A 16,721-nucleotide genomic window follows, 5' to 3' on the forward strand; every position below is an offset into this window, starting at 1 on the left:
GACCCATGGCATCTGACGTGGCACCCGACGCTACCGGTGACGCCGGCACCACCGGCGCAGCCGGCGTCACCGAGCACGGCGGCCGGCGACGGCTGCATCTCAACGCCTTCCTCAAGCCGCCGGGGGAGTTCCTGGCCGCCTGGCGGCACCCGGGCGCCGTCCCGGACGCGGGCGTGAACATCCGGCACCTGATCGACCTGGCGCGGACCGCCGAGCGGGCCCGCTTCGACGCGCTCTTCTTCGCCGACCTCGTCGGGGTGCCCTTCGCCGACCAGGAGGTGCTGCGCCGGGTCTCGGTGGTCAACGACTCCTTCGAGCCGACGACCCTGCTCGCCGCGCTGGCCACCGCCACCAGCCGGATCGGGCTCATCGCCACCGCGTCCACCACCTACAACGAGCCCTACCACCTGGCGCGCACGTTCGCCTCGCTGGACCACCTCAGCCGGGGACGGGCCGGCTGGAACCTGGTCACCTCGCTCAACGACGCCGAGGCACGCAACTTCGGCCTGCCCGAGCACGTCGAGCACGCCGAGCGCTATTGGCGGGCCGCGGAGTTCCACCAGGTGGTGACCGGCCTGTGGGACAGCTTCGACGACGACGCGTTCCGCCACGACCAGGCGTCCGGGATCTACTTCGACGACGACAAGGTGCACCGGCTCGACTACCGGGGCAGGTACTTCTCGGTGACCGGGCCGTTGAACGTCCCCCGGCCGCCGCAGGGCCGGCCGGTGATCGTCCAGGCCGGCTCCTCCGAGGCCGGCAGGTCGCTGGCGGCGGCGGTCGCGGACGTCGTCTTCACCCACCATCCCGACAGCGCCGCCGCCCGGGCCTTCTACACCGAGATCAAGGCGCGGGCGGCCGCGGCCGGCCGCAACCCGGAGCATGTCCTCGTCCTGCCGGCGCTGTCCACGATCGTCGGCCGCACCCTCACCGAGGCCGAGGACAAGGCCGAGCGGCTGTACGTGCTGCTCGACCCGCGGGTGGCGCTGGCCGATCTCGCCTACTGGCTCGGCGGCGTCGACCTGTCGACGTACCCGTTGGACGGGCCGCTGCCGCAGCTGCCCCCTCGAACCAGAGCCGCAGCGCCCAGCGGCTCATCGTGGACCGGGCCCGGGCCCGCAACCTGACCATCCGCGAGCTCGCCAGGGGGCTGGCCCGTGACGAGCGGACCATCGTCGGCACCCCCGAGACGATCGCCGACCACATCCAGGAGTGGTTCGAGACTCAGGCCGCGGACGGTTTCAACGTGATCTTTCCGTATCTGCCGGAGACACTCGACGACTTCGCGGACCTGGTCATCCCGCACCTGCGACGGCGTGGCCTGTTCCGGACCTCCTACGAGGGCCGGACCCTGCGCGAGAACCTGGGACTGCCCCGCCCGGCCAGCCGGTACGCCCGTGATCGGCACAGCGCGTGATCGCTGCCAGGCGCATCCGACCGAACGGCGGTCACCGACCGCCGTCACTTCCGGCCCACGACCGACAAGGAGGCCGACGATGACCGAGACGACCCACACCGACAACGCCAGCGCCGGCGGCATCGGCATCGGCTCGGACGGGCCGGGGCCTGCCGGGCCGGTGGCCGCCCTGCCCACGCTGGACATCGGCCCCTACCGCACGGGCGGCCCCGGGCGGGTGGCGTTCCTGGCGGCGTTGCGCGCGGCCTGCCACGGGCCGGGCTTCTTCTACCTCACCGGGCACGGGATCCCGCCGGCCACCGCCGCCGCCATGCTGGCGGTCAGCCGGGAGTTCTTCCACCTGCCCGAGGACGTCAAGCTCGAGATCGAGAACGTCCACTCGCCGCACTTCCGCGGCTACACCCGGCTCGGCCACGAGATCACCCGGGACAACCCCGACATCCGTGAGCAGATCGACGTCGGCGACGAGCGCCCCGTCCGCCAGCTCGGCCCGCACGACCCGCCCTACCTGCGCCTCGACGGCCCCAACCAGTGGCCGGCCGCGCTCCCGCGGATGCGGGAGATCGTCGATGCCTACATGGCCGAGCTGGGACGGCTCGCCCGCACGCTGGTCCACGCGTTCGCCGAATCGCTCGGCCTGGCCGCCGACCAGCTGGACCCGACGTTCGCCGTCGACCCCCGCTCGCATCTGAAGCTGATCCGCTACCTGCCCGCGCCGGCGGGCTTCACGGCCGACTACGACCAGGGCGTCGGCGCGCACAAGGACGGCGGTTTCGTCACGTTCGTCCTGCAGGACGACACCGGCGGCCTGCAGGACGCACGCAGCCCGCAGGCGGGTACGGACGTGCCGGCCGACGGCTGGATCGACGTCACCCCGGTACCGGGGACCTTCGTGGTCAACATCGGCGAGATGTTCGAGCTGGCGACCCAGCGTTACTACCGGGCGACCGTGCACCGGGTCGTCAGCCCACCGGCCGGGACGGAGCGGGTGTCGGCGGCCTTCTTCTTCGGCCCGCACCTGTCGGCGACGCTGGCACCCCTGCCGCTGCCGGAGGAACTGCGCCGGCAGCTACCGCCGTCCGAGCCTCCCGACCCGCGCAACCCGATCTTTGCCGAGCACGGCGTCAACACCCTCAAGAGCTGGCTGCGCAGCCATCCCGAGGTGGCCCGGCGGTACTACTCCGACGTCGAGGCGCCCGCCGGCCGAAGAGCGCACTGATCATGCTGCCCGGCCCGCCGGTTGTGGGCAGGCGAGCCGGCAGCGGCCGGACGGCGGCCGGACAGTGAGCGGTGACAGACGGCGGCCAGGCAGTGAACCGACCAGGTAGCGAGCAGTGAGAGGAAACCCGTGACGAGCGAGTCCACGACGTACAGCTTCGAGACCCGGCAGGTCCATGCCGGCGCCCGGCCGGATCCGGCGACGGGCGCCCGCGCGGTGCCGATCTACCAGAGCACGTCGTTCGTCTTCGAGGACACCCGCCACGCGGCGGACCTGTTCTCGCTCGCCGAGTTCGGGTTCACCTACACCCGGGTGGTCAACCCGACCCAGGACGTCTTGGAGCAGCGGGTCGCGGACCTCGAAGGCGGTGCCGCGGCGCTGGCGACGGCCAGCGGGCAGGCGGCGCAGGCGCTGGCGATCCTCACCATCGCCTCCGCCTGCGATCATCTGGTCTCGTCGTCGTCGCTGTACGGCGGGACGTACGCGCTGTTCGCCCACACGCTGTCCGAGTTCGGTATCGAGACGACCTTCATCGACGATCCCGACGACCTGGGCGCCTGGAAGGCCGCCGCGCGCCCGAACACCGCAGCCTTCTACGGGGAGACGATCGGCAATCCGCGCGGGAACGTCCTCGACATCGCCGGGGTGGCCGAGGTCGCGCACGAGGCGGGCGCGCCGCTCATCGTCGACAACACCCTGGCCTCCCCGTATCTGTCCCGCCCGCTCGAGCATGGCGCCGACGTGATCGTGCACTCGGCGACGAAGTTCATCGGCGGGCACGGCACGTCCATCGGCGGGGTAATCGTCGATGGCGGCCGGTTCGACTGGGGCAACGGGCGTTACCCACGGTTCACCAGACCGGATCCGTCCTACAACGGGCTGGTGTTCCTCGAGGCCTTCCCGGAGCTTGCCTACATCGTGCGGGCCCGGGCGAAGCTGCTGCGCGACCTCGGCCCGGCGTTGTCGCCGGTCAACGCCTTCCTGCTGCTGCAGGGGCTGGAGACGCTGTCGCTGCGGGTGCAGCGGCACTCGGAGAACGCGCTGGCGGTGGCGCGCTGGCTTGAGGGCCGCGACGACGTGCTGTGGGTCGCCTACCCGGGGCTGGAGAGCAGCCGCTGGCACGCGGCGGCGACGCGCTACCTGCCGGCCGGCGCCGGCGCCGTGCTGGCCTTCGGGATCCGCGGCGGCGCGGCGGCGGGCCGGGCCTTCGTCGAGGCCCTTGCGCTGCACAGCCATCTGGCCAACGTCGGTGACGTGCGCTCGCTGGCCATTCATCCCGCCACGACCACCCACGCCCAGCTCACCGCGGCCGAGCAGGCCGCGAGTGGGGTCAGCGGCGAACTGGTCCGGCTCTCGGTCGGTCTGGAGGGGATCGACGACATCCTTGCCGACCTGCGCACCGGCTTCGCCGCGGCGGCCGGAGCATCCGACGCCTGAGCCGTCACCCGAACGGCCACCCGGGCGGCCACCGGACGGCCACTCGGGCGGCTGTGGTGAGACCCGCCGTCCCCCCGCCCTCGCGGACTATCTACTCTGGTGAAGATGGAAAGCGTGATCATTGCGGGCGACGCGGGAACGGTCATCGAAGATGACGATCCCCGATCGGGTCGTGACCGCCATGTCACACCACGTAGCCACCGCGGGCTGGCCAGCGCAGGGTGACCGGCACCGCCGGGTAGTCAGCCGCAGGAATCGTCCCCTTCAGCCATCAAGGAGCCGTTGCATCCCATGACCGAGCTTTCAACGCCGCCCGCGGAACCCGGTCGCGAGATCCTGGTGATAGGCGCCGGTCCAGCGGGTCTGAGCGCGGCCTTCCAACTGCACAAGTACGGGATCGCCTCCACCGTCCTCGAGGCGGACAGCCAGGTCGGCGGCATCTCCCGGACGGTCGAGCGCGACGGCTGGCGGTTCGACATCGGCGGCCACCGGTTCTTCACCAAGGTCCGGGCGGTCGAGGAGCTCTGGCACGAGATTCTCGACGACGCCGACTTCCTGCTGCGGCCGCGCAAGAGCCGGATCTTCTACAACGGCGCCTACTACGACTATCCGATCAACGCCGGGAACGCGTTGCGCAACCTCGGCCCGGCCGAGGCCGCCCGGTGCGTCGGCTCGTACCTGTGGGCCAGGGCCCGGCCGCCGAAGGACCAGACGGACTACGAAAGCTGGCTGGTCGCCCGGTTCGGCTGGCGCCTCTACCGCACCTTCTTCAAGACCTACACCGAGAAGGTCTGGGGGGTGCCGGTCAGCGAGATGCCGGCGGACTGGGCCGCCCAGCGGGTGAAGAGCCTGTCGCTGGCGAACGCCATCGTCAACGCGGTCTCGCCGAGCCGTAACCAAAAGAAGATCACCTCGTTGATTGAGGAGTTCCAGTACCCCAAGTACGGCCCCGGGATGATGTGGGAGGTCTGCCGTGACAAGGTCACCGCGGCCGGCAGCAAGGTGGTGATGAACACGACCGTGGCGGGCATCAGGCATGCCGACGGCCGCGCGACGGCGGTCGTCGCGCGCGACGGCGACGGGGGGACCACCGTCTACCCCTGTACCGACGTCGTGTCGTCCATGCCGATCTCCGAGCTGATCACGGCGATGGACCCGCCCGTCCCGGCCGCTGTGGCGCAGGCCGCGCGCGACCTGCGCTACCGGGACTTCATCACCGTCGCGCTCGTGGTGCCCGCCGACAAGGTGCCCTGGAACGACAACTGGATCTACATTCACGACCCGCAGGTGCGGACCATGCGCATCCAGAACTTCGGTTCCTGGTCGCCGTTCCTGGTCAAGGACGGCCGTAACGTGCTCGGCCTGGAGTACACGGTCTTCGAGAGCGACGCCGCCTGGACGGCTCCCGACGACGAGCTCATCGAGCAGGGCAGGCGGGAGCTGGCCAAGCTCGGCCTCGTCGACTACGACGACGTCGAGGCGGGATATGTGGTCCGCCAGGGCAAGGCCTATCCCATCTACGACGACCGTTACCGGGCGAACGTCGACGTGATACGCGGCTGGCTCGCCGAGCACGCCACCAACGTCCACCCGGTCGGCCGCAACGGCATGTTCCGGTACAACAACCAGGACCATTCGATGCTCACCGCGATGCTCACCGCCGAGAACATCGCCACCGGCACGACCCACGACGTCTGGTCGGTCAACGTCGAGGAGGAGTACCACGAAGAGAGCGCAGGCTCCCCGGCCGGCCGGCCCGGCGGCTCCCTCGGGACGGGACGTGACGCCCCGGTCCTCTCGCGTACCTCGCTCGACGCCGCGGCAGACTCGGCGGCACGGTCGTGACGGCCCGGTAGGACGTCACCAGGAGTTACTCCTGTCGGCGCCTGTCTGTGTTCCAGCGGCTCGCTGCCATCACTGACTGTAATATTTTAGCCTCTGACGGTCCCGTCCCTCCCACGCCGGGATTCCAGGTGCGGGAGGGATGCTGCCGGTCGCCTGGGCGAACCACCCACCGATCTGACCTGATGGTCAGGAGGGTGATGATCGGGGTGGTGTCGTGAACGGTGTCAACCCGTCCGTGCTCCGGTGTGTCGTCGGACGGACATCGTCTGTTCGTTGTCGGTCGTCTGTTTGTCGCTGGCGCGGGGCTGTTCCCGGCGGCTCATGACGCCTCCCGCTCGCTGTGCAGCCAGATCGACACCGCTTCGGTACGGCTGGCCGCGTTCAGCTTGCGCAGGATGTGCTTGACGTGGGACTTCACGGTTCCCTCGGAGATGATCAGCCGGTCGGCGATGCGCGCGTTGGTGTTGCCGGCGGCCATCAGCCTGAGCACGTCGATCTCCCGCCTGGTCAGGCGGGAGTCCGCGGGCCAGGGGGTGTCGTGGAACGGGCGTACGGGCTGGGCGAACCCGTGGTTCATCCCGTATGCGCCAAACCTGATCGGCTCCTCGATGTCGTTCATCGTCGCGGCCAGCCCGGCGGTGTAGCGCAGCATCTCGGTGCGCATCTGGGCCAGGCGGTCGAGGAGGACCGCGCGCTCCAGCGCATAGCCCAGGCCTTCGGCGAAGACCGCCAGGATGTCCCGGTCGAACTCGGCGAGCTCGCCGCGGTGGTAGTAGCGGTCGGCGTGCAGGAAACCGATCACCTGGGAGGAGGTCGTGATCGGTACCGCGACATAGCTTCTGACCCGGGCCGCCTCGGCCATCGCCCGGTGGACCCGCGCCTCATCCTGGACGTTGGTGACGATGAGTGGCCGTCTTCGCCGTACGATCTCCGTCTCGAACAAGGGGGGCACGAGCTTCTGCGGATTGTCCTGCCCGGCTCGCACGATGAGCTGGGCCCATTCCCGGTCTCCCTCGACGTACATCGTCTCGGGTACCCAGATCGACTCGTGGATGCGTGACATGATCGCCCGGTCGAACCCGATCGTGCACGCGATGCCCGGGGTTGCCTCGATCAGTTCGGATACCGAGGACAGCTGGTGTAATCGACTGAGAGCGTTCTGAACCTTACGGATCGTGCTGGAATGGTGGTGGGCGTGCTCCTCGCGTACGTCGTCGTCGGTGTTCTTCAGCTGGATGAGCAGCGGGAGCAGGTCGTCGGCACCGGCCAAGCGGTCGGCGGTGGCGTGGTCACCGGCCGCGGCCGCGCATACGCCGTGCCAGACGGCCTCCAATGCGCTGCTGGCGGCGGGTAAGTCGTCGATCTCCGTGGTGTCGGGCAGTTGCTGGGAGCACAGGAGCGCCTGAGCCTTGCCGATGATGGTGAGTACCTCGCTCACCGTCCGGTCGGAGATCGACCGCTGGTGTGTGCGGTCGCCGATCATCGGTCTGTGGTTTCTCCCGTGGCACCTGATGTCCCCGGTGGACACGATGAGCCTCCTCGACTGGCGCAGGCGTCCAGCACTGGACACCTGGCGGATCAGAAGTCAAAGTCCGGCCTTGTCACGTTCTGTCGATCTCTGTCACTCGACCGCGTTGTGGACGCGCCAAACCATACGGCTGACTGACCCGCTGGGTCACCCACGTGTGCACGACCGAGCTTCTTTTTCGAAGAGGGTAGCGTGCGTGCCGTACGCAGAAGCGCTGATTCGTAGCGGATCCTATCGAATTGACGGTTAATAAGATCAATAATATCACTTATTAAGTTGATTTACTTACTTAAAGTAACATCTTGTTGACGTCGTGCTGTGATCGTCGATGTGCCCTGGACGCCTGACTGTTCCACTTCGAAGATCCTTATCGCCTTCGTGGCCACCTGTAGCGGCTCCCGTAAGCGAGCGAGGCGGCTGCCCGGTTGCGCCGATGCCCGGGTGGCGGCCTCGTGAACGCGCCTGCGATCAGCGCTTCTCAGGGGTCCGCGTCGCGGGGAGGCTCTTGATCCCGTTGATGAGGTTGGCGACCGGGAAGTTCGGCTCGGGACGGGAACGTCCGGCATCCGGGGCCGACCTCGGTCGGTTCCGGTCATCGCCTCGATGCGGGGGCGGGCTGGCGGTCCGGTTCGGCTTCCCGTTGCGGTAGAGCCCGCCTCCCGGCGTCCCGCGGGCGGCGAACGAGCGGACGAGCGGACGAGCGGACAAACAGGGTCGCGGTGTCAGGGATGATCCCTGGCACCGCGTACCCATGGCCCGGGGTGTGGCCGTCCGCCTCACGGCCCCCGGGTTCCCGCAGCCGTCCCGCTACCTCGCGGTGTACCGGTGCACGTCGCCTGTCCGTCGCCCTGGCGGCGTCAGATGGTCTGTACTGTCAGAAGCTGGTCCGCGTGCTGGCGGCGCAGCACCTTCTTGTCGTACTTGCCGGTCGCCGTCAGCGGGACCGCGTCCACGAACGACCAGTTCTCCGGCAGCCACCACTTCGCGACCCTGCCCGTCAGCCACGTCCGCAGCTCCTCGGCCGTCACGCTCGCTCCGTCCCGCAGCACCACGACCGCGAGCGGACGCTCCTGCCACCGCTCGTCGGGCACGCCGATGACGGCGGCCTGGAGCACGTCCGGATGGCCGATGATCGTGTTCTCCAGCTCGACCGAGGAGATCCACTCGCCACCCGACTTGATGACGTCCTTCGTCCGGTCGGTCAGCGTGACGTAGTGCAGGGGGTCGACCCTGCCGATGTCGCCGGTACGCAGCCAGCCGTCGTGGAACTTCTCCGGGTCGTCGTCGCGGTAGTAGCCCCCGGTGACCCAGGGCCCGCGGACCTCGAGCTCGCCGATCGACTTCCCGTCCGCGGGCAGTTCGATGCCGTTGTCGTCGACGATGCGAAGATCCACGCCCGCGATCGGCCTGCCCTGGGTGACCCGGAAGCGCATCATCTCCTCCTCGTCGAGGCCGGCCGGCGGCCGGGCGATCGCCGCCAGCGGAGAGGTCTCTGTCATCCCCCAGGCATGCAGGATCCGGACGCCGAACTCCTTGTCGAAGGCCTCCATCAACGAGCGCGGCACCGCCGATCCGCCGCACAGCACCAGACGCAACGAGGACAGGTCGGGTCCGGGGTTGTTCCGCAGGTGGTTCAGGATGTCGTTCCAGATGGTGGGAACGGCTCCCGACACGGTCGGGCGTTCCTGATCGATGGTCCCGACCGGCGTCTGGGCCTGCAGGAAGGGCCCGGGCAGCAGCAGATTGGCACCACTCATCAGAGCGGCGTACGGCAGGCCCCAGGCGTTGGCGTGAAACATCGGCACGATGGTGAGAATCGTGTCGTCAGCGTTGATACTGAAACCCTGCGCGGTGCAGGCAGCCTGCGAATGTAACCACAGCGACCGGTGGCTGTAAACCACTCCTTTGGGGTTGCCCGTTGTGCCGCTGGTGTAGCACATCGAAGCCGCGTCGCGTTCGTCAACGGCCGGCCAGTCGAATTCCTCGGGCTCGGCGGCAAGGACCTCCTCGTACCGGAGAATCTGCTTGCCGGCATCCTCCAGGGCGAAGGCGTCCCCGTCGCCGTTCACCAGCACCGTGTGCACGCTGTCTATCTTCGGCAGGGCCCCGGCCAGCAGTGGGATCAGGGAATCGTCGACGATGATGACCTGGTCCTCGGCGTGGTTGGCGATGTAGGCCACCTGCTCGGCGGCCAGGCGGATGTTCAGCGTGTGCAGCACGGCTCCCATCGCCGGTACGGCCGCGTACGCCTCGAGGTGCTGCTGGTTGCTCCACTGGAAGGTCGCCACCCGCTGGTCCCCGACGATGCCGAGCCGGCGCAGGGCACCTGCCAGCCGGGCGGCTCGCGCACCGATCTCGGCATACGTGGCACGGCTGACCTGGCCTGGTGCGATCACGGTCCGCGCACCGTGATCGCCGTGGACCGAGACGCCGTGCGCCACTATCGAACGCACCGTCAGAGGGAAGTCCTGCATCGTGCTTCGCACAGCGTACATCCTTTTTCGTCAGGCCCGGCTTTGGGTCGCGAGTGGGGACACCACCATGGATGGGCCGGCCGGAACCGCTTCGGCAACGGCAGGGCGCACCTGTTCACTCCTCGATCACGATGGCGGACATCGGGCACATCGATGTCGCGCGTTGCACGGAAGAACGCAGGCCGTCATCCGGTCGGCTATACAACAATGTCACCTGGTCGGCGTCATCCGCAAGGTCGAAGACCGTGGGTAGGGCAAGCAGGTAGCAAGCATGCGGCAAGCAACTACTACCCATGCCCGGCACGCGGGTCGCGGTTCACCGAGACATTCATGATGCCTTCTCCCGGGTTTCTCCTTCGGAAAAGCCCGTCCGTACCGGAGCGGGGTGCGCGCGTCGTGGCCTCGCCGCCTGTCCGCACGGCCCTGACCTGCGTTTTTGCGCCGCTCGAGGCCCCGCCCGCGGACCGGTCCCGCGAAGCGCCGCCACTGCCGTCCCCATCGGCGGTTCTCCTGTCACCCCTCGCAGCCCGACCCTTTTGTCACCACAAGTCCACGATCGTGTACATCGATGGGCTTGTTCCCACCGTCGGAAGCCCCTGGCGGCAGAGCCGCGCACGCCATCGCTGGCGGAAACGGGCCGGCGATGAGCCGGCGCTGGCGGGGTGGGGCGGGCCGCCCCGGGGGTTCGCCGGCCGTGAAGATTGGTCAGACCTAATCCGGGATTGGTCAGGCCTAAACCGACTGGTCGGGCCTAGACTTACATGCCACACGCCACACCGGTTCGGTGCGCAGACCGGTGCGGTACGTCCTTACGAACTGGATCTGGCAGCGATGACTCCACCGAAGGGAAGAGACCCCCGGGACGCCGCGGATGCGATGGTTCCGGTCGGGACGCGTCGGCGGCCTGACCTGATGCGTCGTGCGCGTGAACTGCTGGTGACTGCCGATCAGCTGGTCGATGGCGTCGGGCGGGACATCGCCCGCAGGCCCGCGGACGACCTCAACGCTGTCGACGGGCAACTCGCGGTCATGAGTGGCCTGCTCCGCGAGCGGCTCGTCTCACCCGCGAAGTACCCGGACGGTGCTTCGCTCGTCAACGTGAGCACGGCGCTGGCGGGACTGCACACCATCCGCTACGAGATCCACGACTTTCTCGTCCATGAGCGCCTGCGACGTCTGGACATGCTCGACGCCGGCCTGGTTCAGCTACGCAAAGTGCATGAACCGGATGAGCTGCTGAACCGTGTGTGCGAGTCGGTCGTGCACGGCTGCGGTTTCGACCGAGTGATGCTCTCCCGGGTCGAGGGCTCGGTGTGGCGGCCGTGGAAGAGCTACGCGGTCACCGACCAGGAGGTGGAGCGGACCTTCCGGAAGTGGATCAGCGCCATCCCGGAGATCCACCTCGATCATCTGCTACTCGAGAGCGAGATGGTGCGGCGGTGTGAACCGGCGCTGGTCACCGACGGCGCGCACGACCGGCGGGTCTACCGCCCGCTCCTGGACGCCTCCGAGCTGCGTTCCTACGTCGCGGCGCCGCTCATGCCGACCGGCCGGGTGATCGGTTTCCTGCACGCGGACTACAAGTCCGAGCAGGTGTCCGCCCTCGACCGGGACATCCTGTGGGCCTTCGCCGAGGGTTTCGGGCAGATCTTCGAGCGTGCCGTGCTGCTGGGGCGGCTGCGTGACCAGCGCGAGCAGGTGCGCAGTGCGATGCAGACCGTCGAGTCGGTGCTGGACGACCTTGCGGGTGCCGAGATCGATCTCGCCAGCCGGGAGCACGCCACCGCGCTCGCTGCCACCCGGCCCGCCCGGCTGCTGCACACCACGCGCTCGTCGAAGATGGAGTCGCTCACGGGCCGTGAGCTCGAGGTGCTGACGCTGATGGCGACGGGCGCGACGAACAACAGGATCGCCGAGAAACTCGTGATCACCAACGGTACCGTGAAGTCGCATGTGAAGCGCATTCTGCGCAAGCTGGGCGCGGAGAACCGCGCGGAGGCCATCTCCCAGTACCTGCGTCTGACGATCGGCCAGAACCACCTGTAGCGGGGCCGCTTGCGCCCCCGCGCCCGCCAGCACTAGGGTCCAATGGTCAGACCTTTAGTTGGGGTTCTGGAGGTAGGGTGCGCGCGGTTGTCCTCGACGAGTTCGGCCCGGCGGGCAACCTTCGGTTCGCCGACTTCCCCGACCCGCGGCCGGAGCCCGGGTGGGCCACGGTGCGGCTGCGGGCCAGCGCCCTGAACTGGCACGACGTGCTGGTCCGGCAGGGCAGGTACCACTCCCCGCTGCCGCACGTGCTCGGCGCGGACGGCGCGGGCGTGCGGGTGGACACCGGCGAGGAAGTGGTGATCGTGCCCTCGCTGTGGTGGGGCGAGGACGACAGCGCGCCGGGCGCGTCCTGGGAGATCCTCGGCGACCACCGGCCGGGCACCTACGCCGAACTGGTGCGGGTGCCCGTCGAATGTGTGGTGCCGAAGCCCGCCGGGCTCAGCTGGCCGCAGGCGGCTGCCCTGCCACTGGTGGGGCTGACCACCTATCGCGCGCTGTTCACCCGCGGCCGGCTGCGTGCCGGGGAGTCCGCCCTGGTGCTCGGCGCCGGTGGCGGCGTCGCCACGATGGCGGTCAGCCTCGCGGTCGGCATCGGCGCCTCGGTGGCGGTCACCTCGTCCTCGGTCGGCAAGATCGAGTCTGCTCGTGGGCTCGGGGCCGGCGGCGGCGTGCTCTACACCGAGCCCGACTGGCCACAGGCGGCCAGGGAGCTCTCACCCGGGGGAAGGGGCTTCGACCTCGTGCTGGATTCGGTGGGCACCTGGCAGGAGTCGATCCGGGCGTTGCGGCCGGGCGGCCGGCTGGTGGTTCTCGGCGCGTCGCGCGCGCAGGAGGCGCGCATCGACGTACGGCACTTCTATTTCGGGCAGTTCGACCTGCTCGGTACCACAATGGGTGGTCCCCGCGACTTCGCCGGGCTGCTGGAGCTGCTGACGTCCCGGCGGGTGGCGCCCCCGGTCATCGACCGGGTCTTTCCGCTCGACCAGGCCGACCAGGCGCATCAGTACCTCGAGCGGGGCGGCGGGTTCGGAAAGATCGTCCTGACACAGGACTGAACACCCCGTACCGGGAAGGGACAACGCCGATGACAGACAAGCTCGTCCGCTACGAGGTCGACGACCACGGCGTCGCCCTCGTGACGCTGGATCACCCGCAGACCCGCAACGCGCTCAGCGACGATCTCCTCGATGATCTCCTGGACGCGCTGGAGGAGGCAAAGATCGACACTGGCGTGCGGGTCGCGGTGCTCACCTCGTCGCATGAGCGGATCTTCTCCGCGGGCGGCAACCTCAAGGCGTTCGCCGACGATCGTCCGACGATCACCAAGTACGCCGGGCTCGACCGCTTCCCGCGCCTGTTCAAGCTGATCGGGGCCCTGGGCAAGCCGGTGATCTGCGCCGCCAACGGCGACGTGCTCGCGGGGGCGTTCGGGCTGGCGCTGGCCTGCGACCTGGTGATCGCGAAGGAGTCGGTCCGGTTCGGCTGCCCGGAGATCAACGTGGGCGCGTTCCCCTTCATGATCTCGGCTCTCATCTACCGCAACGTCGGTCGGCTCAAGGCCAACGAGCTGATGCTGCTCGGTGAGCTCGTCAGCGCTTCGGAAGCCCGTGACCTGGGCATTGTGAACACGGTGGTGCCCGACGCCGAGTTCGACGACACCGTCCGGGCCTGGGCGCGCAAGCTGGCGTCGAAGTCGCCGCTGCTGATCAGGCTCGGTAAGGACGCCATCAACACCACTCGGGACCTCGCGCTCGGCGAGGCACTGGACGTGCTGCAGGCCCAGCTCGCGCTGGCCTTCACCACCGAGGACCTCGTCGAGGGGGTGCGGGCGTTCCGGGAGAAGCGGGCTCCCGAGTGGAAGATGCGGTGATCGTCTGACTCCGAGATCGTCCAGTTCTGACCCGTTGTCGGCGTTCGGCTCCAACTCGTTGCCTTTTTGGTCCAACCATTCTAAGGTTGACTGAAATGGTGTGACCTGGGGCACGGTAGCTGTTGACGACGAGGAAGATCACGATGACGTTCACAACGGTGACGGACCGCTACTCGCACGACGACATCACCACCTACTACGCGACCGGTGTATGGCGTGCGGAAACCCTGTTCGACATCCTGGAGACGCAGGCCTCCCAGCAGCCAGACAAAGTGTTCGTCACGGACAACAGCGCGTCCCTGAGCTACCAGGAACTGCGGGACAGCGGGTTACGCCTCGCGGCCAGCCTGCGGCGCCTCGGCGTCGGCAGGGGGGACCGCGTCAGCGTCCAGCTCCCCAACTGGACGGAATTCGTGCAGGTCGTGGTGGCGCTGTCACGGCTCGGCGCCATCGCGATACCGATCATGCCGATCTACCGGAACGAGGAGGTCGGCTACATCCTGCGCGACGGTGGCGTCCGGCTGGCCGTCACCAGCGAGAAGTTCCGCAACTTCGACTACCTCGACATGTACACCAAGCTCCAGGCCGACAGCCCGAGCCTGGAGAAGATCATCGTGGTGCGGGGGAGTTCCTCCGACGAGCGCGACACGGTGATCCCCTTCGAATCGCTGCTGGCGGCCACCGGCCCGGCGCCCACGGCCGATGAACTCGGCGCGGGTGCCGGCGCCGACGACCCCTTCGTGATCGTCTACAGCTCGGGCACGACGTCCAACCCCAAGGGCTGCCTGCACACCTTCAACACCTTCGCTGGCGGTTCGCGGCTGCTCGGCAAGGGTCTCGGCTACCGCCAGTCCGACGTCCAGTTCGGCCCGTCGCCCATCACGCACACCACCGGGTTCATCACCAGCCTCCTCATACCGTTGATCCACGGCGCCGCCTCCCACTTGATGGACGTGTGGGAGCCCCGCGCGGGGCTGCAGCAGATCGGTAAGTTCCGCTGCACCGTCTCGGTGACCGCGACGACGTTCCTGCAGATGCTCATCGACGTCTACGACCCCGACCAGCACGATTCCAGCAGTCTGCGGATCTGGGTCTCCGCGGGCGCGCCCATACCGGGCTCCTTCGTGGAACGGGCCCGTGACCTGCTGCCGAACTGCCAGATAGAGAGCCTCTACGGCCGTACGGAGAACGCCGTGAGCACCATGTGCACGGTGGAGGACGACCCGACCCGTTCGATCACCTCCGACGGGTCGGCGCTGCCCGGCAGCTCGATCAGGATCGTCGACGAGGCGGGCCACGAGGTGCCGCGTGGCCAGGAGGGCGACATCGCCTTCCGCGGGCCCAGCCACATGCTCGAGTACATCAACAACCCACCGGAGACCGCCGCCCTGTTCACCCCGGACGGCTACTCGCGCTCCGGCGACCTGGGGGTCATGGACGCCGACGGGTACGTGCGGGTGACCGGCCGGCTGAAGGACATCGTCATCCGCGGCGGCATGAACATCAGCGTCCGCCAGGTCGAGGACCTGCTCACCGCCCACCCGGCCATCGGCGATGTCGCGGTCGTCGGGATGCCGGACGAGCGGCTGGGGGAGCGGCTGTGCGGCTACCTCGTGCTCGCCGCGGGGCACGAGCCGCTGACGCTGGAGGACGTGCGGGCCTACCTGCTCGGCCGGGGGCTGGCCATCCAGAAGGTGCCCGAGCGCCTGGAGATCGTCTCGCGGCTGCCGATGACCGCGACGGGCAAGGTCCAGAAACACGTCCTGCGCGCCGACATCGCCGAGAAGCTCAGGGCCGAGAAGCTCGGGGCGTGAGCCGGGGCGTCTCCCGCGGATCCCGCTCAGCGCCGAGCGGAGCTCCGCGGGAGACGCCCCGACAGCGGCGTGGCGGCCACCGGTGGTGGCCGCCGGCGTGGGAGGTGGTGGGCGCCGGCGCGGGCCGCGGCGACCTCAGGACGAGGCGACGACGGCCTTCGCGCTGGCCCGTACCACTGTGTCGTCGCCCCGGCGCACCGACAGGGCGATCTCGGCGACCGACTCCGTGACCGGCTCGGCGGCCGAGGCAGGGCCCGGCCCGTCGACCGCGACGATTTCACCGGACAGGCGCAGTACGTCGCCGAGGAAAACCGGGGCGACGAAACGCACCTCGAATTCTCGCAGGTGCTCCACGCCCAGCCAGTCCGACAGCCAGCCGGCCAGCATCCCGGCCTGCAGCTGCCCCATCGAGATGACACCGGGAAAGCCGCTCGAGCGCACGAACTCGGGATCGTGGTGCAACGGGTTGAAATCGCCGCCCGCGCCGGCGAAACGCACGATGTCGGTCTGCGTGAGCGGCCCGATCTCTCGGGCCGGATGGGTGTCCCCGACCGCGGCCCGAATGGGTTGCCTGGCCCGAACAGGGTGACTCATGCGCTCTTTCCTCGCTCGATGAGCACATCCCGCTGCCGGACGACCGGTGTTCCCGTGGCGTCGACATACTCGGTTTCCAGTGTCACGACGCGCATGGAGCCACCGCGTTTCCCGTCGCGGCGTTCGTCGCCGACGACGCGGCGCACGGCGCGCAGCGAGTCCCCGGCCCGCAGCGGGCGCAGGTACTGCCAGCGCACCGAGCCCACGACCACACGCTCGAGGGCCAGGCCGAGCCTGTCGACGAAGGCGCGCTGGTCACGCCAGTGCCCGACGACGACGACGTGGGTCGGGGTGGCCAGCAGATCGTCGAAACCCGCGGCGCGCGCGGCGTCCGCGTCCGTGTGTACGGGGTCCGTGGTGAACGTCGCCCGGGCGAACTCCCAGATCTTGCCGCGCTCGACGTCGAAGGCGATCTTGTCCACGACCGTGCCGATGAGTTTCCCGTCGCTCACCCGTTGTTCCTCGCCACCGTGA

11 protein-coding genes and 1 pseudogene are annotated in these 16,721 nt (G+C 68.9%); 8 read left to right on the forward strand and 4 right to left on the reverse strand.

The window, feature by feature from the left end; genetic code table 11:
• Nucleotides 1–5: 5 nt before the first annotated feature.
• From CM1CMNOD_RS09065 to CM1CMNOD_RS09080, 4 genes and pseudogenes are all read left to right on the forward strand, one after another.
• A pseudogene (locus tag CM1CMNOD_RS09065) lies at nucleotides 6–1,417 on the forward strand (LLM class flavin-dependent oxidoreductase).
• A gap of 79 nt (nucleotides 1,418–1,496) precedes the next feature.
• Nucleotides 1,497–2,636 (forward strand): isopenicillin N synthase family dioxygenase, encoded by a 1,140-nt coding sequence (locus CM1CMNOD_RS09070; protein ID WP_013873359.1) that lies wholly within the window; start codon nucleotides 1,497–1,499, stop codon nucleotides 2,634–2,636.
• A gap of 129 nt (nucleotides 2,637–2,765) precedes the next feature.
• Nucleotides 2,766–4,073 carry a bifunctional o-acetylhomoserine/o-acetylserine sulfhydrylase gene (locus tag CM1CMNOD_RS09075; protein WP_013873360.1) on the forward strand — a complete coding sequence of 436 codons (1,308 nt, stop codon included), beginning with the start codon at nucleotides 2,766–2,768 and terminating at the stop codon, nucleotides 4,071–4,073.
• A 291-nt stretch (nucleotides 4,074–4,364) separates the two neighbouring features.
• Complete coding sequence (locus CM1CMNOD_RS09080) at nucleotides 4,365–5,918, forward strand: NAD(P)/FAD-dependent oxidoreductase (protein ID WP_013873361.1); 1,554 nt, start codon at nucleotides 4,365–4,367, stop codon at nucleotides 5,916–5,918.
• Nucleotides 5,919–6,237: 319 nt separating this feature from the next.
• Here CM1CMNOD_RS09080 and CM1CMNOD_RS09085 read toward each other — a convergent pair whose 3' ends face one another.
• Entirely contained in the window at nucleotides 6,238–7,401 is a 1,164-nt protein-coding gene (locus tag CM1CMNOD_RS09085) for a helix-turn-helix transcriptional regulator (RefSeq protein ID WP_050803455.1), read from the reverse strand.
• Between the two features lie 902 nt (nucleotides 7,402–8,303).
• The gene (locus tag CM1CMNOD_RS09095) at nucleotides 8,304–9,932 is read right to left on the reverse strand and encodes a long-chain fatty acid--CoA ligase (protein WP_013873364.1); all 1,629 of its coding nucleotides are present in this window, start codon (nucleotides 9,930–9,932) and stop codon (nucleotides 8,304–8,306) included.
• 924 nt (nucleotides 9,933–10,856) lie between these two features.
• On the opposite strand from CM1CMNOD_RS09095, the gene CM1CMNOD_RS21665 reads away from it, so the two are divergent.
• The 4 genes from CM1CMNOD_RS21665 (at nucleotide 10,857) to CM1CMNOD_RS09115 (ending at nucleotide 15,653) form a co-directional block, all read left to right on the forward strand.
• On the forward strand, nucleotides 10,857–11,966 hold the full coding sequence (locus CM1CMNOD_RS21665) for a LuxR C-terminal-related transcriptional regulator (RefSeq protein ID WP_165001419.1): 1,110 nt from the start codon (nucleotides 10,857–10,859) through the stop codon (nucleotides 11,964–11,966).
• 77 nt (nucleotides 11,967–12,043) lie between these two features.
• Nucleotides 12,044–13,024 carry a zinc-binding dehydrogenase gene (locus tag CM1CMNOD_RS09105; RefSeq protein ID WP_013873367.1) on the forward strand — a complete coding sequence of 327 codons (981 nt, stop codon included), beginning with the start codon at nucleotides 12,044–12,046 and terminating at the stop codon, nucleotides 13,022–13,024.
• Between the two features lie 29 nt (nucleotides 13,025–13,053).
• On the forward strand, nucleotides 13,054–13,839 hold the full coding sequence (locus tag CM1CMNOD_RS09110; protein WP_013873368.1) for an enoyl-CoA hydratase/isomerase family protein: 786 nt from the start codon (nucleotides 13,054–13,056) through the stop codon (nucleotides 13,837–13,839).
• Between the two features lie 143 nt (nucleotides 13,840–13,982).
• Nucleotides 13,983–15,653 (forward strand): AMP-binding protein, encoded by a 1,671-nt coding sequence (locus tag CM1CMNOD_RS09115; RefSeq protein WP_013873369.1) that lies wholly within the window; start codon nucleotides 13,983–13,985, stop codon nucleotides 15,651–15,653.
• 135 nt (nucleotides 15,654–15,788) lie between these two features.
• Here CM1CMNOD_RS09115 and CM1CMNOD_RS09120 read toward each other — a convergent pair whose 3' ends face one another.
• Nucleotides 15,789–16,247, reverse strand: a complete 459-nt coding sequence (locus CM1CMNOD_RS09120; RefSeq protein WP_013873370.1) for a MaoC/PaaZ C-terminal domain-containing protein — start codon at nucleotides 16,245–16,247, stop codon at nucleotides 15,789–15,791.
• A complete protein-coding gene (locus CM1CMNOD_RS09125; protein ID WP_013873371.1) occupies nucleotides 16,244–16,699 on the reverse strand; it encodes an FAS1-like dehydratase domain-containing protein in 456 nt (151 codons plus the stop codon). Before CM1CMNOD_RS09125 ends, CM1CMNOD_RS09120 begins: the two co-directional genes overlap by 4 nt.
• Nucleotides 16,700–16,721: the final 22 nt, after the last annotated feature.

Origin of the sequence: Protofrankia symbiont of Coriaria myrtifolia (assembly GCF_900634755.1) — a bacterium.
Lineage (GTDB): Bacteria > Actinomycetota > Actinomycetes > Frankiales > Frankiaceae > Protofrankia > Protofrankia coriariae.